The sequence below is a fragment of the Klebsiella sp. Q2 genome (assembly GCF_009900705.1).
Lineage (GTDB): Bacteria > Pseudomonadota > Gammaproteobacteria > Enterobacterales > Enterobacteriaceae > Klebsiella > Klebsiella quasipneumoniae.
This window is the reverse complement of the sequence record NZ_JAAABE010000003.1, coordinates 377,143-398,821: the sequence shown is the minus strand read 5'-3', so window position 1 is coordinate 398,821 and position 21,679 is coordinate 377,143. Positions and strand designations below refer to the sequence as shown.

At 57.2% G+C, this 21,679-nt stretch carries 20 protein-coding genes; 8 read left to right on the top strand and 12 right to left on the bottom strand.

What is annotated here, in order from left to right; translation table 11 throughout:
- Window positions 1–30: 30 nt before the first annotated feature.
- From GT756_RS13695 to GT756_RS25900, 3 genes are read right to left on the bottom strand one after another with little or no spacing between them, the layout of a single operon-like run.
- A complete protein-coding gene (locus GT756_RS13695; RefSeq protein ID WP_032456581.1) occupies window positions 31–1,464 on the bottom strand; it encodes a glycoside hydrolase family 32 protein in 1,434 nt (477 codons plus the stop codon).
- A gap of 19 nt (window positions 1,465–1,483) precedes the next feature.
- On the bottom strand, window positions 1,484–2,725 hold the full coding sequence (locus GT756_RS13690; protein WP_004205406.1) for an MFS transporter: 1,242 nt from the start codon (window positions 2,723–2,725) through the stop codon (window positions 1,484–1,486).
- 12 nt (window positions 2,726–2,737) lie between these two features.
- Window positions 2,738–2,872 (bottom strand): hypothetical protein, encoded by a 135-nt coding sequence (locus GT756_RS25900; RefSeq protein WP_017899252.1) that lies wholly within the window; start codon window positions 2,870–2,872, stop codon window positions 2,738–2,740.
- 94 nt (window positions 2,873–2,966) lie between these two features.
- Between GT756_RS25900 and GT756_RS13685 the strand changes: the two genes are divergently transcribed.
- On the top strand, window positions 2,967–3,962 hold the full coding sequence (locus GT756_RS13685; protein WP_004205404.1) for a LacI family DNA-binding transcriptional regulator: 996 nt from the start codon (window positions 2,967–2,969) through the stop codon (window positions 3,960–3,962).
- Here the strand turns inward: GT756_RS13685 and GT756_RS13680 are convergent.
- Both GT756_RS13680 and kduD read right to left on the bottom strand, forming a co-directional pair.
- Window positions 3,959–5,380, bottom strand: a complete 1,422-nt coding sequence (locus GT756_RS13680) for a sugar porter family MFS transporter (protein ID WP_032456582.1) — start codon at window positions 5,378–5,380, stop codon at window positions 3,959–3,961. The genes GT756_RS13685 and GT756_RS13680 overlap by 4 nt on opposite strands.
- Window positions 5,381–5,676: 296 nt before the next feature.
- Entirely contained in the window at window positions 5,677–6,438 is a 762-nt protein-coding gene (gene kduD, locus GT756_RS13675) for a 2-dehydro-3-deoxy-D-gluconate 5-dehydrogenase KduD (RefSeq protein ID WP_004205401.1), read from the bottom strand.
- Between the two features lie 484 nt (window positions 6,439–6,922).
- On the opposite strand from kduD, the gene GT756_RS13670 reads away from it, so the two are divergent.
- The gene (locus GT756_RS13670; RefSeq protein WP_004205399.1) at window positions 6,923–8,098 is read left to right on the top strand and encodes an oligogalacturonate lyase family protein; all 1,176 of its coding nucleotides are present in this window, start codon (window positions 6,923–6,925) and stop codon (window positions 8,096–8,098) included.
- Window positions 8,099–8,232: 134 nt separating this feature from the next.
- Here GT756_RS13670 and ompK26 read toward each other — a convergent pair whose 3' ends face one another.
- The 3 genes from ompK26 to GT756_RS13655 all read right to left on the bottom strand — a co-directional run bounded on the left by ompK26 (window position 8,233) and on the right by GT756_RS13655 (window position 11,343).
- On the bottom strand, window positions 8,233–8,928 hold the full coding sequence (gene ompK26 / locus GT756_RS13665; protein WP_004205398.1) for a KdgM family porin OmpK26: 696 nt from the start codon (window positions 8,926–8,928) through the stop codon (window positions 8,233–8,235).
- Window positions 8,929–9,176: 248 nt separating this feature from the next.
- Window positions 9,177–10,355 (bottom strand): acetyl-CoA C-acetyltransferase, encoded by a 1,179-nt coding sequence (locus tag GT756_RS13660; protein WP_004205397.1) that lies wholly within the window; start codon window positions 10,353–10,355, stop codon window positions 9,177–9,179.
- Between the two features lie 118 nt (window positions 10,356–10,473).
- Window positions 10,474–11,343 (bottom strand): LysR family transcriptional regulator, encoded by an 870-nt coding sequence (locus tag GT756_RS13655; RefSeq protein ID WP_043520889.1) that lies wholly within the window; start codon window positions 11,341–11,343, stop codon window positions 10,474–10,476.
- 102 nt (window positions 11,344–11,445) lie between these two features.
- On the opposite strand from GT756_RS13655, the gene GT756_RS13650 reads away from it, so the two are divergent.
- The 6 genes from GT756_RS13650 to GT756_RS13625 all read left to right on the top strand — a co-directional run bounded on the left by GT756_RS13650 (window position 11,446) and on the right by GT756_RS13625 (window position 16,797).
- Window positions 11,446–11,907: a multidrug/biocide efflux PACE transporter gene (locus GT756_RS13650; RefSeq protein ID WP_017899256.1), complete on the top strand. Its 462-nt coding sequence runs from the start codon at window positions 11,446–11,448 to the stop codon at window positions 11,905–11,907.
- A 123-nt stretch (window positions 11,908–12,030) separates the two neighbouring features.
- Entirely contained in the window at window positions 12,031–13,260 is a 1,230-nt protein-coding gene (locus GT756_RS13645) for an amino acid permease (RefSeq protein ID WP_004205392.1), read from the top strand.
- A gap of 120 nt (window positions 13,261–13,380) precedes the next feature.
- Window positions 13,381–14,259, top strand: coding sequence for an aldo/keto reductase family oxidoreductase (locus tag GT756_RS13640; RefSeq protein ID WP_017899257.1), 879 nt, complete (start codon window positions 13,381–13,383; stop codon window positions 14,257–14,259).
- A gap of 383 nt (window positions 14,260–14,642) precedes the next feature.
- On the top strand, window positions 14,643–15,347 hold the full coding sequence (mrkH, locus tag GT756_RS13635) for a transcriptional activator MrkH (protein ID WP_048295549.1): 705 nt from the start codon (window positions 14,643–14,645) through the stop codon (window positions 15,345–15,347).
- Between the two features lie 17 nt (window positions 15,348–15,364).
- Window positions 15,365–15,937, top strand: a complete 573-nt coding sequence (locus GT756_RS13630; protein ID WP_004205389.1) for a LuxR C-terminal-related transcriptional regulator — start codon at window positions 15,365–15,367, stop codon at window positions 15,935–15,937.
- A 143-nt stretch (window positions 15,938–16,080) separates the two neighbouring features.
- Window positions 16,081–16,797 carry an EAL domain-containing protein gene (locus GT756_RS13625; protein ID WP_023319091.1) on the top strand — a complete coding sequence of 239 codons (717 nt, stop codon included), beginning with the start codon at window positions 16,081–16,083 and terminating at the stop codon, window positions 16,795–16,797.
- 33 nt (window positions 16,798–16,830) lie between these two features.
- Here GT756_RS13625 and mrkF read toward each other — a convergent pair whose 3' ends face one another.
- Genes mrkF through mrkB form a run of 4 tightly spaced genes read right to left on the bottom strand, consistent with a single transcriptional unit; the run spans window position 16,831 to window position 21,665 of the window.
- Window positions 16,831–17,466: a type 3 fimbria minor subunit MrkF gene (gene mrkF, locus GT756_RS13620; RefSeq protein WP_023319092.1), complete on the bottom strand. Its 636-nt coding sequence runs from the start codon at window positions 17,464–17,466 to the stop codon at window positions 16,831–16,833.
- 13 nt (window positions 17,467–17,479) lie between these two features.
- On the bottom strand, window positions 17,480–18,475 hold the full coding sequence (mrkD, locus tag GT756_RS13615) for a type 3 fimbria adhesin subunit MrkD (protein WP_004205385.1): 996 nt from the start codon (window positions 18,473–18,475) through the stop codon (window positions 17,480–17,482).
- Window positions 18,466–20,952 (bottom strand): type 3 fimbria usher protein MrkC, encoded by a 2,487-nt coding sequence (mrkC, locus tag GT756_RS13610; RefSeq protein ID WP_004205384.1) that lies wholly within the window; start codon window positions 20,950–20,952, stop codon window positions 18,466–18,468. The genes mrkD and mrkC overlap by 10 nt, the downstream gene beginning before the upstream one ends.
- A gap of 11 nt (window positions 20,953–20,963) precedes the next feature.
- Window positions 20,964–21,665 carry a type 3 fimbria chaperone MrkB gene (gene mrkB, locus GT756_RS13605; protein WP_004205383.1) on the bottom strand — a complete coding sequence of 234 codons (702 nt, stop codon included), beginning with the start codon at window positions 21,663–21,665 and terminating at the stop codon, window positions 20,964–20,966.
- Between the last annotated feature and the right edge of the window lie 14 nt (window positions 21,666–21,679).

Here is a 21,679-nt window from a genome sequence, read left to right as displayed (position 1 = left end):
GACGGGTTATTAACGACAACAGCCTTTTTATTATTCGAGCTGCCAGGCTCCGGCTTCGGTTAATGCCGCCGAACCGCTCCAGGCAAATAACGCTAATTCACGGCGGGGAGCCTGCGGATAGATACGGCTGCTCAGGCAGGCCTCGCCGTCATTGACAAAAACCTCCACCGAAGAGCTATCGAAAAATATCCGCAGATTGAGATCCGCCCCGGCGGTCAACGGTACGCTGCGCGTCCCGCACAGGCCATACTGCGGATAATGCCGCTCCAGCACCAGACGCTGCTGTTGGGCATCCACGTAGAGGCGCAGGCCATCGCCAAAGCGCAGACCATACTGCTCGGCGCTGCTGCTGGCGCAGTTCCAGCGCAGGTTGACCTCCATCGCCTCGCAGTTGTCGACCATCGTGGTCTGCTGATTGTTCAGGGTGCTTACCGGCCACGGGAACCAGGCGCCGCGCAGGCTCTCCACTTCTTTCGCCGGGCGCATCTGCAGGCGGTTATCCGCGCTCAGGCTCAGCTCGCGCGGCAGGGAGAGCATGCCCGCCCAGCCGTCCTGCTGCTCCGGCAGCGGCGATTCCCACATATCCAGCCAGCCAATCACGATCCGCCGGCCATCGGGGGTGGCGAAGCTTTGCGGCGCATAGAAATCGTGGCCGTGATCCATCTCCGTGAACTCGCCGTGGCGGACGAATCGCTGCCCCGGCTGCCACTCGCCGATCAGATAGCCGCTCTGGAACAGGTTGCGGTTGCGGAACCCCTCGGCCTGCATCCCCTGCGGGGAAAACATCAGGACGCGTTTGCCGTTGAGGGTGAAGAAGTCCGGGCACTCCCACATATAACCCATGGTGCTTTCCGCTTCATCCAGCACCCCCGCGTCCTGCCACTGGCGCAGATCGGCTGAACGGTACAGCCGTACCTGACCGGTGTCGCCTTCGCGCGCGCCGACGATCATGTACCAGCTGTCTCCCTCCCGCCAGACCTTCGGGTCGCGGAAATGGTGCATGCCCGGCGGAGTGTCGACCACCATCCCCTGGCGCTCGAAGTGGATCCCGTCCCGGCTGGTGGCCAGGCACTGTACCTGATACAGATTGGCTTCGTCGCCAGGGTCGCCGTGGAATTTATGCCCGGTGTAAATCAGCGCCAGGGTATCGCCATCGACCACCGCCGAGCCGGAGAAGCAGCCGTCTTTATCCTCCGGCCCCTCCGGCGCCAGGGCCACCGGCAGATGCTCCCAGTGCACCAGATCCTTGCTCCGCGCATGCCCCCAGTGCATCGGCCCCCACTGGGTGGAGTACGGGTGATGTTGATAAAAAGCATGGTACCAGCCGTCGAACCACACCAGACCGTTTGGGTCGTTGATCCACCCGGCGCGGGCCGCCAGGTGATAGTGCGGATACCAGCGCAGATTGAGCGCCTGGCGTTGTGTCTGGAGTACCTGTTCAGCCCTGGAGATTGTGTAAGTCATCGTTTTCACTCTTTTTGATTCAGATAGCGGTAGGTTGCGACATCAGCGGATCGGCGGAGGATTTGCCGGAGCGCAACAAGAAGATGGAAATAAAGGTGGTGCAGAACACCAGCAGGCCCATGATCAGATAGGACTGGGCGAAGCCATATTTTTCATAGCTGTAGCCCGCCAGCGGCGACAATACGCTGGCGATAATCGAGCTGGTGCAGGCGAAGCCCACCAGATAGAGGGTGGAGGAGAGGCGTTTATCGAAGTTGATACTGTTGTACTTAAAGATAGCCACCAGCAGTATCGGCAGCTCCACCGCGTGCAGCAGTTTGGTGATGGAGATCAGCAGCGGCCCTTCCACCAGGCCGGAGGCCACCATGCGCATCGCCATCACCATGCCGGCGAAAATCAGACCGTTTTTGGCCCCGATGCGGTTCACCAGCCACGGCGCGCAGAACATGCCGGCCGCCTCGAGGAACACCTGGAAGGAGTTAAGGTAGCCATACATCTCATTGCCTTCCTGCAGGGTCGCGAACTGCGATGAGAAATAGACCGGGAACTGCTGGTCATAGACGCCGTAGATGCAGGTGCCGATGACGAAGAAGACCAGCGCCCAGAAGCGCGGCAGCGTCAGCAGGCGCAGCGCATCTTCCAGGGTCACCTTGCCGCCTGAAACCGCCTCCTGCATCGCATGCGGTGCCGAGGAGACGCGCAGCCGGGCCAGCAGAATAAAAAACACCAGTCCGGAGCAGCTGGCGACGAGGAAGTTAAGCTGCGGGTTGATGTTAAACAGCAGACCGGCGAAGAAGGTGGCCACCGCCCAGCCCAGCGAGCCCCACATCCGCGCCCTGCCGAATTCAAACTGGCTCTGGCGCGCCACGCGCTCGGTATAGGATTCCAGCACGCCAATGCCGCCGTTAAAGGTCAAGCCGATGTAGATCCCGCCGAAGATGCTGCCCAGCAGGACGTTAATTTTCAGCAGATGGCCGAACAGCAGATACGCCGGACCGGAGAGGATCAGCAGCGCGGTGATATACCAGAGCAGATGTTTGCGCAGCCCCAGCTTATCCTGGATAAAGCCATAGCAAACTTGCGCAAACAGCGCGGAAACCGACAGCACGGCGTAGATGATACCGGTATCGCCGGCCTTCAGCCCCACCTCCTGGTGCAGCCAGATGGAAAGCAAGGAGCCGGATGACGACCAGGTCACGAAAAAGAAAAACAGTAAGGCACTGAGCAACGGGTAGCTGTGTGAGTGATGCGCTTTCATCATGACATTCTCGTGTTAGAGGAATGCAATTATGGTAACGTTAACAAAAAACAAAGCGCAGAGGGATTCGCTGCGATATATGATGTTAATCACAAAAGTTAACGTTAACATAATGAAGATGCGATCGCGATCAAAAATCAACCGCAACATCGCTCACGACGGCGTTAGCAGAAAATCGTTTCACGCTTTTACATCAGCGACTTAGTTGTATAGCCTGTACTCTGCAGCAATGGCGGAGGAAAAAATGGCATCCCTGAAAGATGTAGCAAAACTGGCGAATGTATCTCTGATGACCGTCTCACGGGCGCTGAACACCCCGGAGCGGCTCAAGCCGGAGACGCTGGCCCGCGTGCAGGCCGCCATCGCCGAAACCAACTACGTCCCCGACCTCTCGGCGAAAAAGATCCGCGGGGCGCGGGCCACCCCCAGCACCATCGGCGTGCTGGCGCTGGATACCGTCACCACGCCCTTTTCGGTGGAAATCACCCTGTCGATCGAAGAAACGGCCCGCGCCCACGGCTGGAACAGCTTTGTGGTCAATATGTTTTCTGACGATCGGCCGGAAGCAGTGGTCGACCTGCTCCTCTCCCACCGTCCGGACGGCATCATTTTTACCACCATGGGCCTGCGTCAGGTGCCGCTGCCGGACAAACTGCTGACCCTGCCCTGCGTGCTGGCTAACTGCGAAAGCCTCAGCCAACCGGTGGCCAGCTATATCCCGGACGATGAACAGGGCCAGTACGACGCGGTAAAAGCCCTGCTTGCCGCCGGCTATCGTCGTCCGCTGTGCCTGCACTTACCCGCCAGCCAGCTGGCGACAATCCGCCGCCGCCAGGGGCTGGAGCGCGCCTGCCGGGAGGCGGGCATCGAACCGGAAAGCCTGACCCACTCATATATGGCCCAGGGCGATGAGCATTACCACGATATTCCCGCGGTGGTGCTGGCGCATATCCGCGAGGGTAAACCCGGCTTCGACTCGGTGATCTGCGGTAACGATCGCATCGCCTTTATGGTCTATCAGACGCTGCTGGGCCAGGGGTTACGCATTCCACAGGACGTGGCGGTGGTGGGATACGACAATATGGTAGGCATTGGCGATCTGTTTTTGCCGCCGCTCTCCACGGTGCAGCTGCCGCACTACGACATCGGGCGCCTGAGCGCCCTGCATATCATTCACGGCGACAACCATCGGGAGACGCGCAAGGTCGCCAGCCCGTGGTTGCCGCGCGCCTCACATTAACGGTTACCGATATTGCGCAGCTTCTCGCCCGCCATCAGGTTGCGCTCAATGTGTTCAAGGCTGACATTTTTGGTCTCCGGGATCAGCCAGAAGGTGACGCCGATAAAGGCCACGTTGAGCACCGTGTAGAGCCAGAAGGTCCCGGCGGCGCCGATCGCGTCAAGCAGCGTCAGGAAGGTGGCGCCGATGATCATGTTCGACACCCAGTTGGTGGTGGTGGAGCAGGTGATGCCGAAGTCGCGGCATTTCAGCGGCTGGATCTCAGAGCAGAGGATCCACACCACCGGCGCCGCGCTCATCGCATACCCGGCAATACACATCATGGTCATGCCGACGGAAAGCCAGGAAAGGCCGCTGGAGGCGGTGCCATTGTCGAACTGCATCAGGCAGTAGCCGAGCACCAGGGTGCCCAGCGCCATCACGCTGAAGCCGATTTTCAGCGCCGGCTTGCGGCCCGCTTTATCCACCGTGAACACCGCGATAAAGGTGGCAAACATAAAGGTCAGGCCCACCACCAGGGTGGCGATCATCTGTTGTTCGGTAGTGGTAAAGCCCGCCATTTTGAAAATACGCGGGGCGTAGTACATGATGATGTTCATGCCGGTGAACTGCTGCATCGCCTGCAGCAGCATGCCAAGGAACACCGCCCGGCGCACGTTACGATTGACCTTGAACAACGCCCAGCCGCCCTGCTTCAGCTTCAGGCTTTCGCGGATCTCGTTAAGCTCATCGCGCGCCTTCTCCGAAGTATCGCGCAGCATCCGCAGCACCTCTTCCGCTTCGATATGGCGCCCTTTCTCCGCCAGCCAGCGCGGGCTGTTCGGCAGAAAGACGACCAGAACGATCAGGATCACCGCCGGCAGCGCCAGCACGCCCAGCATGGCGCGCCAGTTACCGCTGTAGCTAAAGGCGGTATCGGAAAGAAACGCCAGCACAATGCCGAGGGTCACCATCAGCTGATACATACTGATCATTTTTCCGCGCACGTTCTCGCTGGCCATTTCGGAGAGGTACAGCGGCGCGGTATAAGAGGCGATCCCGACGGCCACCCCCAACACCACGCGGGCCACCAGCAGCACTTCGACGCTGGCGGCAAAAGCGGAGCCGATAGAGCCGGCGACAAAGAGCACAGCTCCCGCCATCAGGCTGTATTTGCGGCCAAGGCGGAACGACAGCCAGCCGTTAAACAGCGCGCCTATCGCCGCCCCCAGCATCATGCTGCTGACCACCCACTCCTGAAGCTGGCTGGATAAGGTAAAGTGGTCGGTAATAAAGGGCAGCGCCCCGGATATCACGCCGATATCCAGGCCAAAGAGCAACCCCGCCACCGCCGCGGCGATAGAAACAAACCAGTTCATCCGCCGGGTGTCACGTTGCGCCCGCGGCGTTAATGCAGAGTCGTTACTGATTGAAGTCATTTTTATTCCTGCCACACAGAGAAAGACATAGGACGAAAGTACGTGACTGGCGGAGGAATTTGTCAGGCTGGATACGCCAAAGATATGGACTATTTTGCTGGCAAGATGGGTTTTGTGATGGACATTAAACTTTCAACGTAACGAAAAATTCGTTTCGCATCGTTAATAACCCTGTTCATACAGGGCGGTAACATTAATTCTTCACTCTGGAATATGGACGATCCTCATTTTACGGTATGGACAATAATTGCTCAGACGGCCGGAGCGGTGAGTGCCGCGCCGGCCGTCGCCGTCGGTTAGCGCGCCAGCCAGCCGCCGTCCACCGCCACCGTGTAGCCATTGATATAATCGGAGGCTGGGGAAGCGAGGAAGACCACCGGCCCCATCAGGTCGGCCGGCAGGCCCCAGCGCCCGGCGGGAATGCGGTCGAGGATTTCGCTACTGCGCTGCTCGTCAGCGCGCAGCTGCTGGGTGTTATTGGTCGCCATATACCCCGGGGCGATGGCGTTGACATTGATATTGTGTTTAGCCCACTCGTTGGCCAGCAGGCGGGTAACGCCCATCACCGCGCTTTTGGACGCGGTATACGACGGCACACGGATCCCGCCCTGGAACGACAGCATCGAGGCGATGTTAATGATCTTCCCGCCGCTGCCCTGGGCGATAAAGTGCTTCGCCGCCGCCTGGGACATGAAAAATACGCTCTTGATGTTGAGGTTCATCACGTCGTCCCAGTCCTTTTCGCTGAACGCCAGCGCGTCCTCGCGGCGGATCAGGCCGGCATTGTTGACCAGAATATCAATATGGCCAAACTCCGCCACCGCCCGCTCCAGCAGGTGAGGGATACCGTCGATCTGGCGCAGGTCGGCGGTCAGGCTGAGAAAGCGGCGTCCCAGCGCCGTCACCCGCTCGATGGTTTCCACCGGCTCGACAATATTGATACCGACAATATCGCAGCCCGCTTCCGCCAGCCCGAGGGCCATCCCCTGACCTAAACCGGTATCGCATCCGCTCACGACGGCCACTTTTCCCTGCAGGGAGAATGCATCAAGAATCATAATGTGTTCCTTAGTCGTTCAGAGCCTGCAGTATGCAGGCAAGGTTCTCTCGGCCCGGCTCGCGCCGGCGGCGCGACTGAGCGTGGGGCGAACTCATGGGCAGAGCCCATCATAAAAAATAAAACAGAGTTCCGTTTTACTGATGGGTGCCATCTTAGCCCCGCCCTCTGTCATTTTCAATGATATTTAAAACGTTGTTTCATTTTTTATGACGAAGATTACAAAAAAAGAAAACGCGAACGGTTCCGGCAACCCGCACCGGACAGGAAGCGGTTTTAAAAGGATGATGATTCAGCCGGTTGTCCGGAGAGGCGGCCAAATTGAGGCCAGCAGGCCGCAGAAGATGCGGGAATTACGCCGAACTGCGTGGGACATCACAAATAATGAAACATTGTTTTGATAAATTAACACCAATCTTTTAAAACATATCACTCAGCGACACGCCTCTGGTCCAGCGGCATCGCAGGAAAGAAAGGAGCACTACATGGCTAAAGGCATGCGGGTCAAACTGAATTACCACGTCAGCCGCGATCCGGATACCGGGGCGGAAGTCACCCGCTTAACCCCCCCGGAGGTCACCTGTCATCGCAACTACTTCTATCAGAAGTGCTTTTTTAACGATGGCAGCCATTTACTGTTCGCCGGCGAGTTTGACGGCCACTGGAACTACTATCTGCTGAATATCGCCAGCGCCGAAGCCGTCCAGCTGACGGAAGGCGCCGGGGATAACACCTTCGGCGGCTTCCTCTCCCCGGACGATAAGTCACTCTATTACGTGAAAAATGACCGTACCCTGCTGGAGGTGAACCTCACCACCCTCGCCGAGCGTGAAGTTTACCGCGTCAGCGAGGCGTGGGTCGGCTATGGCACCTGGGTGGCAAACAGCGATTGCAGCAAACTGGTAGGCATTGAGATTGCGAAAAGCGACTGGACGCCGCTCAACGACTGGCAGATTTTCCATGACTTCTTCCACAAAGGACCGCATTGCCGCCTGCTGCGCGTCGACCTGTGCAGCGGTGAGAGCCAGGTGATCCATGAGGAAAAAATCTGGCTGGGACACCCGATCTATCGTCCCTTCGACGACCATACCGTCGCCTTCTGCCATGAAGGGCCGCACGATCTGGTTGACGCCCGCATGTGGCTGGTCAATGAAGATGGCAGCAACGTGCGTAAAGTCAAAGCGCATGCCCCGGGGGAAAGCTGCACCCATGAATTCTGGGTCCCGGACGGTTCAGCGCTGATCTACGTCTCCTATCTGAAAGGCCAGCAGGGGCGGACGATCTATCGCTTTGATCCGGAGAGCGGCGTCAACGAGGCCCTGATGACGATGCCCGCCTGCTCGCATCTGATGAGCAATTTCGACGGTACGCTGCTGGTGGGCGATGGATCAGGCACGCCGGTGGATGTCAAAGATACCGGCGGCTACTCCATTGATAACGATCCTTATCTGTACGTCTTTAACGTGGCGGAGAAGCGCTACTTCCGCGTCGCGCGCCATGATACCTCGTGGGCGACGGTGGCCAACAGCCGCCAGGTGACGCACCCGCACCCCTCGTTTACGCCGGACGACAGCGCCATTCTGTTCAGCTCTGATAAAGACGGCAAGCCGGCCATCTATATTGCGAAATTACCTGACCATCCGCCGATGCTGAGCGCCTGAGCCCCGGCGAACGTTTTTCTGTAACTGGCCTTGCCCTCCTTCGCGGAGGGCTTTTTTTTGTTCCCCCGCTTTGGCCCATAAAAAACCCCGGCTGACGGCGCCGGGGAAAACAGACGATGAGGGCCTGATGGAAATCAGAATGAGTAAGCCACCCCGACGCGGAAACGGGTCTGGCGATCGCTGCGGTCATTCACGCCGACGTTGCCGATTTCACCATACGGCGACCAGTTGTTATCCAGCTTATAGGCCACCTTCACGTTATATTCCTGCGAGTAGGGTTTGTTGTCGTTACGATTCACCCCTTCCGAACTGCGGGCATAGACATAGTTCAGCTCGGTGCGCCAGTCGCCGAGAGCAAACCCGGCCCACGCGTCGCCGCGATTCACCTTGTCATCATCTTTGCCGGCATCATTCGGATAGCGGGTGTACTCATAGCGATAGCGAGCGGCGACATAGAAGCCATTGTCGAAACTGTATTGTACGTGCAGGTGCGGCTTGTAGATGGAGCGGCTGTCGTTGCTCTCTATGGTAAACCCGGGGGTGAGGAACAGGTTCGATGTCGCTTTCCAGCGCCAGCTGATGGTGTCTTCATGGCCGTTGCCCACCACGTCCGAATAGGGTTGCGAACCGTTGTCGCCGCCTGAACGCCATTTGGCCTCTACGGTAAAGCCTAGCCCGTTGGCGAAGCGGTGGGACACCGAGACGCGGTCAGCATTGCTTTTATCGCTCTTGCCGCCATCAATAAATTCATGACGTAAATCTATCGTGACCGCGGTTGCCGCAAAAGACATACCGCAGAGGGCGGCCAGAACCAGAGATCGTTTCAACATAGGGTACCCCTTATAATAAATAAAATGTCATTTCGTTTTTATGAAACGTTATTTTATTTTTTAAGCACCTTAGTTTTAGTGACCAGGATCGTAGTTATTTGTTTCAAAAAAGGTGGCACAACAAGACGTGACGGAGCTCAATAAATTGGCGGTGGGTGAGGGAAATACGGAAGAAAAAAGAGGGGTCGGCAAAGCGCGGCGCATAAAAAAGGCCTCCCGCAGGAGGCCATGGAAATCGACATGCAGCGCTACGCGCGTTCTACCGCCAGCGCCACGCCCTGACCGCCGCCGATGCACAGCGTCGCCAGCCCTTTACGCGCATCGCGCTTGATCATTTCATGCACCAGCGACACCAGAATCCGACAGCCGGAGGCGCCGATGGGGTGGCCGAGGGCGATCGCGCCGCCGTTAACGTTGACCCGTCGCTCATCCCACTCCAGTACCCGGCCAACGGAGATAGCCTGAGCGGCAAAGGCCTCATTGGCTTCGATCAGATCGACGTCGTCCAGCCGCCAGCCGGCCCGCTCAAGACAGCGACGAGTGGCGTGCACCGGCGCGATGCCCATCAGCGCCGGATCGACGCCGACGCTGGCGAAGGCGCGGATCCGCGCAAGGATCGGCAGCCCCAGCGCCTCGGCTTTCGCCTCACTCATCATCATCACCGCCGCCGCGCCGTCATTGATGCTGGAGGCGTTGCCGGCGGTTACCGATCCGAGACGATCGAAGGTAGGCTGCAGGCTGGCCAGCCCTTCCGCGCTGGCATCCACCCGCGGTTGTTCATCGGTATCCACGGTGCGCGCCGCGCCGTTATGCTCGGTAACGACCGGGACAATCTCATCGCGAAAGCGTCCGGAATCAATCGCCTTGCGCGCCTTCTGCTGCGAGCTGAGCGCCCAGGCGTCCTGCAGTTCGCGGCTGATGCCATATTCCCGGGCGAGGTTCTCCGCCGTGACGCCCATATGATAATCGTTGAAGGCGTCCCACAGGCCGTCATGGACCAGGCTGTCAATCAGCTGGCTGTTGCCCAGTTGGGCGCCGGTGCGGCTGTCGGTGAGGACATGCGGAGCGCGGCTCATGTTCTCCTGGCCGCCGGCGATCACCACGTCCGCCTCCCCGCACTGGATCGCCTGGGTGGCGAGGTGCAGGGCTTTCAGGCCGGAACCGCAGACGTCGTTAATGGTGATCGCCGATACGGTGTTGGGCAACCCGCCGCGAATAGCAGACTGACGGGCCGGGTTTTGCCCGGTTCCCGCGGTCAGCACCTGGCCGAGGATCACCTCATCCACGCTCTGCGGATCGATTCCCGTCTTCTCCACCAGCGCCTTCACCACCACGCTGCCCAGCTCAACGGCTGAATGGCGCGATAACGCGCCCTGAAAGCAGCCAATCGGCGTACGTAGCGCCCCGACGATCACGACATCCTTCATCCTCTACCCCTGCCCGTGCTTTTGCGCAAAGAAACAGCGATATACTAGATAATTGTTATCAAAAAACTTTGTAATTGTTTAAAAAAAGTGAAACCAATCACAAAGAAATAGCTATTCGTTAACGCTCACGCCGCTGCAGATGCTGACGCAGCCAGCTGCCGGCCGCCCCGGGCGGCGCTTTCTTATTCCACAGCAGATCCACCGAAATCGCCCGCGGCCAGCCGGGGATATCGAGCGCCACCAGTCCGCCCTGCGGCGCAAACTCCGCCACCAGCGCACAGGGCAGAATGCACCAGCCGAAGCCCTGCACCGCCATGCTGAGCAGCAGCAGGTAGTTTGGCGCCGACCAGACCTGCCCGGCGGCAGGCTCCGTCGCGCTGGCCAGAAAGGTGCTCAAACGCAGCTCGCGCCAGCTGCGCAGCTCATCCCAGACAACCTTGTCCTGCCCCGCCAGCGGATGGTCAGGCGCCACGTAAATGCCCATCGCCGTCTGCAGCGGCAGGCGGGTGCTGCCGATATCGGTCGGGTAGCGCTCTCTCGCCTCAATCAGTCCCACCTGGGCGCGGGATTTTTGCAGGAGATCGATCACGTCCTCATCTTCGCCAATCAAGCATTCAAATTCGGTATGAGGGAAGCGGCGGTCAAACTGCACAAGCAGATCTTCCAGCACGTCCGGGTGCAGGGTGTCCGAGAGCACAAAGGTCAGCCGCGGCTCCGTCTCGCCGGACAGCGATACCGCCAGCTCATCCAGCCGCTCGCTGGCGGCGAGGATCGCTTTGACATAGCTCAGCACCTGCTCCCCCTGCGGCGTCAGCGTCGGCTGCCGCGTTGCCCGATCGAAGAGAGTCACCCCGAGGTCAGCCTCCAGGTTGGCGATAGCGGTACTGATCGTCGACTGGCTTTTGCGCAGGCGACGGGCGGCGGCGGAGAACGACCCGCTGTCAACGGCCTCGACAAAGGCGGTTAACGCTTCCGGTGAATAACGCATGATGTATCTATTTTATCGATGGTTTCTATCTTTTGTTTATCACATTTTTCCATAAACTGCCGGGTAATTTCCTGTTCAGGCTAAAACTAGAGGTAGCTCGCCATGCAACAGACCCCACATCAGCGCAAGACGCTCACCGAGCGCGTTATCCACGCCATCACCTTCGAAGGGCTGGCGACGCTGATCCTCGCCCCCACCGCCGCCTGGCTGATGCAGCGTTCGGTGGTGGAGATGGGCGGACTGAGCATTCTGCTCGCCACCCTGGCGATGGTATGGAACATCATTTATAACGCGGCTTTCGATCGCCTGTGGCCAGTCTCCCGCGTCCCTCGCCGGCTGAAAGTGCGGGCGCTGCACGCGATCGGCTTCGAGACCGGCTTTGTTATCATCGGCGTCACCATGGTGGCCATCGTGCTGGGGGTATCGCTGCTGCAGGCGTTTATGCTGGAGATCGGCTTCATGCTCTTCTTCCTGCCCTACACCATGGCGTTTAACTGGGTCTGGGACACCCTGCGCGAGCGCGTTATCCGTCACCGCCGCCCGCGCCAGGCGGCGCGCGGCTAGCCTCGCGGCGGATCCTTCGCGATCCGCTGCCACTTTATCACCAAAAACTATCGCAACAGACGAACCATAAATATGGTAAATTGCACTCCTTTTTTTTGGTTTGACGGTTGATAAAGTCGCATAATGTCTAAAATTTGGTCTAAAGAAGAAACTCTATGGAGTTTTGCCTTATATGGCACTGCAGTAGGCGCTGGGACGCTATTTCTACCGATCCAGCTGGGTTCGGCTGGCGCCATTGTCCTTTTCATCACCGCGCTGGTCGCCTGGCCGCTCACCTACTGGCCTCACAAAGCGCTGAGCCAGTTTATTCTCTCGGCCAATATCGCGCCGGGAACCGGGATCACCGGCGCAGTAAATCACTACTATGGTAAGAAAATTGGCAACCTGATCACCGGGCTCTATTTCCTCGCCTTCTTTGTGGTCGTGCTGATCTACGCCGTGGCCATCACCAACTCGCTGGCCGAGCAGGTGGCACATCGCACGCCGATGACGCCTGCGCTACGCGCGCTGCTGAGCCTGGGGGTCGTGCTGGTCCTTAACCTGATCTTTCTCATGGGCCGGCAAATCACCATCAAGGTGATGGGCTTTCTGGTCTTCCCGCTTATCGCCTGCTTCCTGTTTCTCTCCCTCTATTTAATCCGCGACTGGCATCCGGAACATCTCACCAGCCAGATGCAGTTCAGCTCGCAGACGCTCCACCAGGTCTGGATCTCCATACCCGTGATGGTTTTCGCTTTTAGCCATACGCCGATCATCTCGACTTTTGCTATCGACCAGCAGGAGAAGCACGGCGACCTGGCCATGGGTAAATGCAAAAAAATCATGAAGGTGGCCTATACCATCATCTGCGCCAGCGTGCTGTTTTTCGTCTTCAGCTGCCTGCTGGCCATCCCGGCGACCTATATTGAGACCGCCCGCGATCAGGGGGTGACCATCCTCTCCGCCCTGTCGATGGTGCCGGGCGCGCCGGGCTGGCTGGCGGTGACCGGCATTATTGTCGCCGTGGTCGCCATGTCGAAATCCTTTCTCGGCACCTACTTCGGGGTCATTGAAGGCGCCAGCGAAATCGTCAAAAGCTCGCTGGGCCTGATGGGCGTGCGCAAGAGCCGCGCCTTCAACCGCGCGATGTCGATCATGCTGGTCTCTGCCTTCACCTTTGCGGTGTGCTTTATCAACCCGAATGCGATCTCGATGATCTACGCCATCAGCGGACCGCTTATCGCCATGATCCTGTTTATCATGCCCACGCTGTCAACCTGGCTTATCCCGGCGCTGAAGCCGTATCGCTCGGTGGGTAACGCCATCACTCTGGTGGTCGGCCTGCTCTGCGTCTCCGTGATGTTCTTCGGCTAATCCGTCTCCGGCGACAGCGGCTTGCCTGAGCCGCTGTCGCACATTCTGACAATATTCTCACCCTTCCCTTCCTTGTTAGCGCATTACACTTACGGCTTAGCCACCGTGAGGAGAGTTCCTATGTCCAGTGTCACCTTATCCGGTCGCGGCACGCTCGGCGATCGCCAGGTCTATCGGTTGGGTTACGGCGCCATGCAGCTGGCCGGCCCCGGCGTTTTCGGCCCGCCGAAAGATCCAGAAGAAGCGGTGCGCGTGCTGCAGGCCGCCGTCGAAGCCGGGGTAAACCATATCGATACCTCGGATTTCTATGGCCCCCATGTGACCAATCAGCTGATCCGCAAAGCGCTCCACCCCTACCCCGACGATCTGTGCATTGTCACCAAGGTCAGCGCCCGTCGTGACGAGAAAGGCAACTGGCTGCCGGCCATGTCGCCCGCTGAACTGACCCAGGCCGTCGAGGACAATTTGCGTCACCTGGGGCTCGACGTGCTGGAGGTAGTGAACCTGCGCAGTATGCTGAGCCCCCACGGCCCGGTGGAAGGGTCGCTGGAGGCGCCGCTCGCCACCCTGCTGGAGCTGAAGGAGCGAGGATTGATCCGCCATATTGGCCTCAGCAACGTGACGGCAAAGCAGGTGGCGGATGCACAGAAAATGACGCCTATCGTCTGCGTGCAAAACCTCTATAACATTGCCCATCGCGCCGACGACGCGCTGGTGGATGCGCTGGCCGCCCAGCACATCGCCTGGGTTCCCTTCTTCCCGTTGGGCGGTTTTACTCCCCTGCAGGCGCAGGAGCTGAACGAGGTCGCGGCCTCGCTTGAGGCGACGCCGATGCAGGTCGCCCTCGCCTGGCTACTCCAGCGCGCGCCCAATATTCTGCTGATCCCAGGCACCTCATCCCGGACGCACCTGGCGGAAAATATTGCCGCCGCCGGGCTAATTCTGCCGGCGGATGCGCTGCGCACCCTGGATAATATCGCCACCCGCAAGCATCCCTGACCCGTCATGCCGAAAGGAGGGAACGACTTCCCTCCTCAATATTTGCCTGGAAAAACCTCATCACTGCTGGCACTATAGATCCTACAAATGGGGCGTGATCGACGATCGTTCTCTCATTATCCCCGTTAATTAAACTTAAGTTTTTTATCCTTCGACCGGTCTCCAGCTTGGAGGCCGTTGTCGTTTTTGTCATGACCAAAATTTGAAACGCTTGATTACAGGAAACACAATATCGAATTCCAAGTTTATACATATCAATCTGGCTGCAAAGATAGTCAATAACATCAAACGCTCATAAAAACATCTGATTAACCCAATCAGAATGTTGCTATTGCTATAAGAAAAATCAAACGCCTCACGACAACTATTTACAAGGGATGCACATGACAGAGGGAACGATAAAGACCAGTAAGTATGAAATTATTGCTATTTTCAGAGAGGAGTTGCGCAAACGCACTGAAATTGAAATATTTTTTAACAACACCAGTATCATAACCCAACTGACGCGCGTGGACTTTGCCGAGTTCCATATTCAGACCCATCGCAAAATCCCGCCAGGGCATAAAATTCGCTTTCTCCTGCATAGCGATTCAGGGAAAATAGAGTTTAATGCGGCCCTGACAAAACATGACAATAGCGGTGTCGATAAAAGTATCCGCTACGCCTTTTCCTTGCCTGAATGCCTGCAGGTGGTGCAGCGTCGCCGCGATCCCCGCTTTCGTTTACGCCACGAGCATGATTTTTATTGCCGCGGTCGCCATAAAAATGGCGAAAACTATCTTTTCGACATCAAGGACATTTCAGACGGCGGTTGCGCACTGATGACCAAAACGCCGAATCTGAAATTCCTCAGTCATAACGCATTGCTGAAAAACGCCGTACTGATGCTGGCGGAATATGGCGAGATCACCATCGACCTGGTGGTAAAGAATGTCATTATTATCACCCTTGATGACCCTAATGAAGAGAGCGAAAGCTACTATCAGATATCCTGCCAGTTTAAGTTCCGCCATCTCGACGACCAGCGCAGAATAGAGAAAATTCTGCTGGACCTGATCTTAGAAGCCAAGCGAAAAAAGAGAATCTGATACCCTTGGAAAGTATATTGCTGTACACCAATGATAATCTCATTGGTCACTCAATCTATCACTACCTTATTGATAGTCATGAAAACGCCACCCGTTTTGGCTATGACGAAGTCATCCATGGGAAACAGCTGCCTGAGGCCCAAACGGTTATTTTCAATTTAATCAATAAGGATATTTCTGCCATCAGAATCGTTGATCTATTGAATGCGCTCCGCCTTTCCCTGCAACGCTGCCAGCAGCCGGTGCTGATGATAAAAAGCGACATTGCCGGACTGTGCAGAGAGTTAATAACCGTCGATAATGCCATGATTATTAGTGAAAAATCGCCGCTATCTATGTTTGCTTCTATTATCCAGCGGGCGAAGGGCGCCAGCGAACAACCGCCGCGACGATTGCGCAAACAGCTGTCGCCGCGGGAGTGCCAGATCCTCGAGCTGCTGATTGCCAACAATAATAATAAGCGGATTGCCGCCCTGCTCGGCATTGCCCATAAAACGGTCCACAGCCATCGAATCCATATCATGCAAAAGCTGGGCATTGATAATTCCCGCACGATGAACCAGCGTATTGCCGCCCTCCATCAATGTTAAATTACGCAGAGGTAAATCAATAGCGGATAAAGCGTACTTATTCGTTGTTGATTTACATTTCCTGCCATTCCCATTAATCATCAGGTAGCCTATAATTAACCTATCCTCTGCTTATTGTCTGACTAACCTCGTGAAGAGGGATAATGAACACTAAAATATTCGAAGACAACATTTTATCTCGTAATGATATCGCTGTACGCTACGTCTTTCAGAAAATGTTTTCCCCACAAGGTACCTTAGTCGCGGTTGAATGCTTAAGCCGCTTCGATAATCTTCCCGTTTCGCCAGAATATTTTTTCCGCCATGCCACCGCGGCAGTTCGTGAACGTATTTTTCTCGAGCAACTGGGGTTGATTGAACAGCATAAAGCATGGTTTTTACGTAACCATATTTCCGCTACCATTAACGTTGATGACCATCTCCTGACTCTGCTGCGCCAGAAGGAAATAAAAGAGAAAATCGCCGCACTGACCTGCGTCCATTTTGAAGTGACCGAAAACGCCGAGAAACTTCTGAATAATTCCCTGGCCGCCTGGCAAAGCCCGCAGGATACCTCGCTGTGGCTCGATGATTTCGGCTCTGGCTACGCGGGGATTAACGCCATCAGCGGTTATCATTTTGACTATGTCAAAATTGATAAAGATTTTTTCTGGCATCTGATGCGCAAAGAGTCCGGCCGTCAGCTGATGGATGCGCTGGTCACCTTTTTATCCCGCAATCATCACAACGTGATTATTGAAGGCGTGGAAAGCGAAGCCCATAAAAAATGGCTGCAGGGTATGGAGTGGTTTGCTATTCAGGGGCATTACTGGCAGGAAGTCAGCATTGAGCAACTGGTTGCCGACGATATTGGCATATAAAAAAGCCGGGCTTGCCCGGCTTTTTCGTCCCGCTTAATTATAAACTAATTCCCACGTTGCCCAGCTGGTAATTGGCCCGCTGGTGGCGCTTTTCGGGGTCGGCGAAACGTAGCCCACATAATAGGTGAACAGGCCGCCGCTGACCGCGTTTTCCTGTAAATGCACCTGATTTTGCTGCGGATCCGCAGGGACAATTTTATTACTCTTATCCAGCGTATTATTATCATTGGTCGACAGCGCCAGATAAATATTCTGCGCGCCGTCTGGCAAGGTATTGGCCAGATAGCCCGCGTTCTCATTGCCAACCGCCGTCAGTAAAAAACCGTCGATCCAGCGAACGCTGACCCGTCGCACCTCGTCCTGCGAAGCGGCGCCGCCGTCATGACGTAGCTGGCAGTTTGACAGCGCCAGGGTAAAAGGCTGCGGCTTCATAAACGCGCCGGCCCCGCGATCGTGCACTTCCGCCAGGCTGACCGGCGCCAGCCAGACGTTGCCGCTGCCGGCATGCTGGCCGCCATTGAGCGCGACGCTGCAGGAGATATCCGTCACCCGCCCGGCAAAATCGACCCGTCCGCGGTCGTAATTGGTCTCGAAACCCCACGCCGAGGGGGCGGCGAGGCTGCCGCAGAGCAGCAGCCACGCGATAGTATGTTTCGGCAATCCCTTCATTCCCCCTCCCGTATTAATCGTACGTCAGGTTAAAGATCATATGCGACTCCACCTCGCCGGTGCTGGTCGTCGGGCCATACTGATAAAAGCGCGCGTGCAGCGGTATGGTGATGTAGCGGGTCTCCTGATTATTCAAGCGGCCAACGGTATATTTCTTATTAAACTGCAGCGGGGATCCATCCTTCAGCACCTGGATGCCGACGCCTTTCGCCATCCCGCTGCCGGCCTTTTCATTCAGCAAGGCGCCCATGGTGGCGGTGGTGCTGGTAGCCAGGGTGCCGGAGAAAGAGGTGCTGATGTTGGCATATCCCGTTTCACTCAGGCCGCCGCTGCACTGCAGCTCAATATTAAAATCCTTCCCGCCCGCGGTGGTGCCAACCCCTTTCAGGTCAGTACGTCTAATGGCACCCACATCAACATTCATATTTTTCCCACTCAATACCGAACAGGAGGGCGAGACCACGGTGATCGCGTTGGCGCTCAGATAGGTTTCGAGGATCGGGTTGCCGCCGCTCTCCCAGTCGTAGGAGGTGTATTTTCCCGCCGCGAGGGTACCGCTGCCGGTGGTTGCCGCGGTTTTGATAATCTCCAGCGTAAAACGTGATCCTTCAAGGGAATAGTTGGTGGTGTTATACACTCGGGACGAATAGACGTCGGGATAGACGATATTCACCGTCGCGCCGCCGCGGCTGAAACGCATACCAATTCCCGGCACGTTGGTGGAATAAATTTTATTCCCCAGGTCCGTGGCCCCTGGCGACACGATCTTCGCCGCGAAGCGGTTGGTGCCGGAGGTACAGCGATAGCTCGCCCCGCCGGGGGCGCTCATCGTCCAGTCGCGGGTAAGGATCACCGAACCCACCGGCAGATCCGGGGGTACCACCACCCTGCCCACCACCATGTCCAGCATCACCGTTGGCGAAGAAAGGCGCGTACAGACGGCCCAGGACGAGGTGGTGCCCAGCGCCATCAAGACGATAAAAAGCGTCAGTAATTTCCTCAGCGACATACGCTATCCTTTGTTGTTTGCTGTCCCAGATCCACCGAACACTGCCCGCCGCTCCACTTCACAATCGCGCGTTTGGCGTTCGCATCGCTGATAAACATCATGCTGCCCTGACCGACGACGCCGATCTCCTTGCCGTCGGGGGAGAAAATACTCGCCGCAAACGGCAGCGGCTCATGGTTCGCCTGGCGCGCCTGCAGGGTGAGGTTGTTCTGCACCGTGGTGCCAAACGCCACCTTAACCACGCTGCCTTCCCACGGTACAACCTGCGCCACGGTGCGATCGAAGGCCACGTCGTCATGGCTGCCTTTCGGGTCGATCTCGACGGCGTTAATTCGGTACGGGCGCAGATACGGCAGGATGGCGTAACCATTGCTGTCCACGCGGGTGCCCGGCGATCCCGGGAGCATAGCGCCGGCCGCGTCTTTGGCTTCAATCAGCGCCATCGTCGAGCCGCTTTCCGGTGAGAGCACCACGCCGCCGCTGTGGGCGATCATCGTCCCGCTGGCGCCAATGCCGCTCTGACGATAGCCTTCGCCCTGGCTGTAGCTGCCGTTGAGGGTGGTCCATGGCGTACGGTAGCTGCCGTTGAGCGCCACATCATGCTGACCGCCGGTGGCGGTGGTGGTCGACACGCCGTAGTTAAGGTTGTTTTCACTGTCCAGCGAACCGTTGATACCAATCTGCGAGCTGGCAAAGCGCGAGTTGTTGAACGAGGTGTTCGACGTCAGGTTGGCGGTGCGGTTGTCGCCAAACCACAGCGGGTAGCTGAAGTTGAGTGAAATGCGATCGTCGCGGCGATGGCCGGAGCTGTCCGGGGTATAGACGCGCTGGGCGCTCGCCGACCAGGAGAGACGACCAAACGAATTGTTATAGCTGACCTGATACTGCTTCTCGGTCCCGGAGCGGTTCCAGTAATCGGAAATACGACCGCTGAGATAAAACCCGCCCCAGCCGTCAGGCAGGTTCTGGTTTACCGTGAAGGTCATGCCGTTTTTTTGCCGCCACAGGGTGTAGTTGCTGCGGCTGTTTTTTTCCTGATCGACGGCGTACAGCGCGTCGTTGAGGTTGTAATAACCTTTCGTCGAGTAGCGATACGCCGCCAGCACGATGCTGGTCTGGGTATCGGTGAACATGCGGTTAAAGGTGGCGCGATAGCTCTGCCCCGAGTCATCATGGCTATCGCTTTTCAGCCGAGAATGGGTGACGTCAAAAGAGAGGGCGCCGATCCCGGTGTTCATCCCGGTGCCCACCAGGAAGGCCTGATAGTCGTCAAAGCCGGTGACCCCGGTGTAGCCGGTCAGCAGGTTATTGATCCCGTGCTGCCAGGTCGCCTGATAGAGCATCGGCTTATTGCGCAGCCCGCTGTCGTCCACTTTACCGGCGGAGAGCGCGTAGCGGGTCATGCCCGGACGCAGCAGCTGAGCAACGGAGGCGTAAGGCACGCTGAACACTTCCACCGAGCCATCCGCCTCTTTTACCGAAACCTCAAGATCGCTGCCATAGCCGGATGGATAGACATCCTGCAGCGTAAACGGCCCCGGCGGAACGGTGGTCTGATAGATAATGTTGCTGCCCTGGCGCACGGTGACGAGGGCGTTGCTCTGCGCCACGCCGCGAATTTCCGGGGCATAGGAGCGCATGCCGTCCGGGAACATATTGTCATCGGTGGAAAGATTAACCCCACGCAGACCGATGGTGTCGAAAAATTCACCATTGGTAAAGATCTGCCCACCGCTGACGATGGAGTTGATCTGCGGGATCGGCCGCTGGAGATAGGTCTGGTTGCTGTTCCAGTGCGCTTTACCCTGCTGCTGCTGCCAGTTCAGGTTACCGATATGCTTCAGCAGCCAGCCGTCCCACGACAGGCCGGCATTGACGCCAAGGTAGGCGCTGCTGTTATCCGACCCGCCGACCGAAGAGGTGTGGCTGTTCCAGGCGTTGGCCATCCAGCCAAGATTAAGCGCGGTAATGCCTTTGTCCCAGAACTCCGGGCTGACATAGTTTTTCAGGCGTTGATCTTCATAGATCTGCGGCACCGAAATGTTCAACCGCAGGGAGGACTGGACCAGGTTGTCTTTGACGTTGTCTTCGTTGCGCCAGGATTTGAGGCTACCGCAGTAGCCTTCCTGTTCGCTCAGCTGCGGATTGAGCTTTTCCGCCGCGATGCCGTACTGCGTCAGCATCGCTTTGGTGTAGCAGACCCCAAGGTTACCGTCTTTGTCGCGCGCGATGCGCAGATCGTAGCGCCCTTTCCATTCGTCGTTGGTGTAGACGTCAAGGGAGTAAGTGCCTTCGGTAATCGCGCTGGTCGAGAAGCGTGACAGGTCGACCTTTTCGCGACTGCCGACAATAAAGCCGTCGTTAAATTGATATACCGTTCCCGGGTTTTCCTGTCCGCTGGAAAATGGCGGAAAGCAGCACAGCGCGATGGCGATCGCGGTGCTTAATCTTCCCGGGCAGAATGACCTCTGCTTCATTAGCTTTTCCCTTATTTAACGGCCACTTTCACTGCGACATCGGCGCCATAGTCATTAATGTTGTTAACGGTCAGGGTTTCGCCGCGGTTGACGGCGGAGGAAAGCGCCACCGTCTGGCTGGACTGCGGCGCCAGCATCACGGTTTTGCTGTTCAGGGCTTTACCGCCGTCGCGGGAAATACGGCTGACGGTAATGTAGAACGGCGTCGGGTTGCTGATGGCGAGACTACTGCCGCTGGCGGTCAGGGTCAGCTTCTCGGCCGCCGCATCGCGGTTGCCCAGTCCGGCAGGACGATAAATAAATTTAAAGCGCGAACGGATCGCCAGCTGCAGCACGTTCTGGCCTTCATTTTTCTGATTGGCCACCACCGGCGGAATTTCCAACAGATTCAGCCACCACAGCGTCTCTTTATCTTTCGCCAGACCGGCGCTGCTGCCGAGCTTAATACGCAGCGTCTGGCCGCTCTTGGCGTCAACGCGCGAAATCGGCGGGGTGATAATAAACGGGGTGGTGATGGTATCCGGAGTGGCATCGGCATCGCCGTTATCCAGCCAGGCCTGCGCCAGCGCCGGACGGTCGGCGTTATTTGAAAGCTGTACCGTTATTTCTTTTTCATTTCCTGGATAAATAAAGCGGGTACCGTTAACAATAATATTGTTGGCGTGGGCCGCAAAACTAAAAATGAAACAGAAAAAAAGGGCAATACGCTTCATGCTGACCTCAGAAT

Excerpts from the sequence above, each read along its gene's own strand:
- GT756_RS13695 (WP_032456581.1), bottom strand. The coding sequence starts at position 1,464 with ATGACTTACACAATCTCCAGGGCTGAACAGGTACTCCAGACACAACGC.
- GT756_RS13690 (WP_004205406.1), bottom strand. The coding sequence starts at position 2,725 with ATGATGAAAGCGCATCACTCACACAGCTACCCGTTGCTCAGTGCCTTA.
- GT756_RS25900 (WP_017899252.1), bottom strand. The coding sequence starts at position 2,872 with ATGTTGCGGTTGATTTTTGATCGCGATCGCATCTTCATTATGTTAACG.
- GT756_RS13685 (WP_004205404.1), top strand. The coding sequence starts at position 2,967 with ATGGCATCCCTGAAAGATGTAGCAAAACTGGCGAATGTATCTCTGATG.
- GT756_RS13680 (WP_032456582.1), bottom strand. The coding sequence starts at position 5,380 with ATGACTTCAATCAGTAACGACTCTGCATTAACGCCGCGGGCGCAACGT.
- kduD (WP_004205401.1), bottom strand. The coding sequence starts at position 6,438 with ATGATTCTTGATGCATTCTCCCTGCAGGGAAAAGTGGCCGTCGTGAGC.
- GT756_RS13670 (WP_004205399.1), top strand. The coding sequence starts at position 6,923 with ATGGCTAAAGGCATGCGGGTCAAACTGAATTACCACGTCAGCCGCGAT.
- ompK26 (WP_004205398.1), bottom strand. The coding sequence starts at position 8,928 with ATGTTGAAACGATCTCTGGTTCTGGCCGCCCTCTGCGGTATGTCTTTT.
- GT756_RS13660 (WP_004205397.1), bottom strand. The coding sequence starts at position 10,355 with ATGAAGGATGTCGTGATCGTCGGGGCGCTACGTACGCCGATTGGCTGC.
- GT756_RS13655 (WP_043520889.1), bottom strand. The coding sequence starts at position 11,343 with ATGCGTTATTCACCGGAAGCGTTAACCGCCTTTGTCGAGGCCGTTGAC.
- GT756_RS13650 (WP_017899256.1), top strand. The coding sequence starts at position 11,446 with ATGCAACAGACCCCACATCAGCGCAAGACGCTCACCGAGCGCGTTATC.
- GT756_RS13645 (WP_004205392.1), top strand. The coding sequence starts at position 12,031 with ATGTCTAAAATTTGGTCTAAAGAAGAAACTCTATGGAGTTTTGCCTTA.
- GT756_RS13640 (WP_017899257.1), top strand. The coding sequence starts at position 13,381 with ATGTCCAGTGTCACCTTATCCGGTCGCGGCACGCTCGGCGATCGCCAG.
- mrkH (WP_048295549.1), top strand. The coding sequence starts at position 14,643 with ATGACAGAGGGAACGATAAAGACCAGTAAGTATGAAATTATTGCTATT.
- GT756_RS13625 (WP_023319091.1), top strand. The coding sequence starts at position 16,081 with ATGAACACTAAAATATTCGAAGACAACATTTTATCTCGTAATGATATC.
- mrkF (WP_023319092.1), bottom strand. The coding sequence starts at position 17,466 with ATGAAGGGATTGCCGAAACATACTATCGCGTGGCTGCTGCTCTGCGGC.
- mrkD (WP_004205385.1), bottom strand. The coding sequence starts at position 18,475 with ATGTCGCTGAGGAAATTACTGACGCTTTTTATCGTCTTGATGGCGCTG.
- mrkC (WP_004205384.1), bottom strand. The coding sequence starts at position 20,952 with ATGAAGCAGAGGTCATTCTGCCCGGGAAGATTAAGCACCGCGATCGCC.
- mrkB (WP_004205383.1), bottom strand. The coding sequence starts at position 21,665 with ATGAAGCGTATTGCCCTTTTTTTCTGTTTCATTTTTAGTTTTGCGGCC.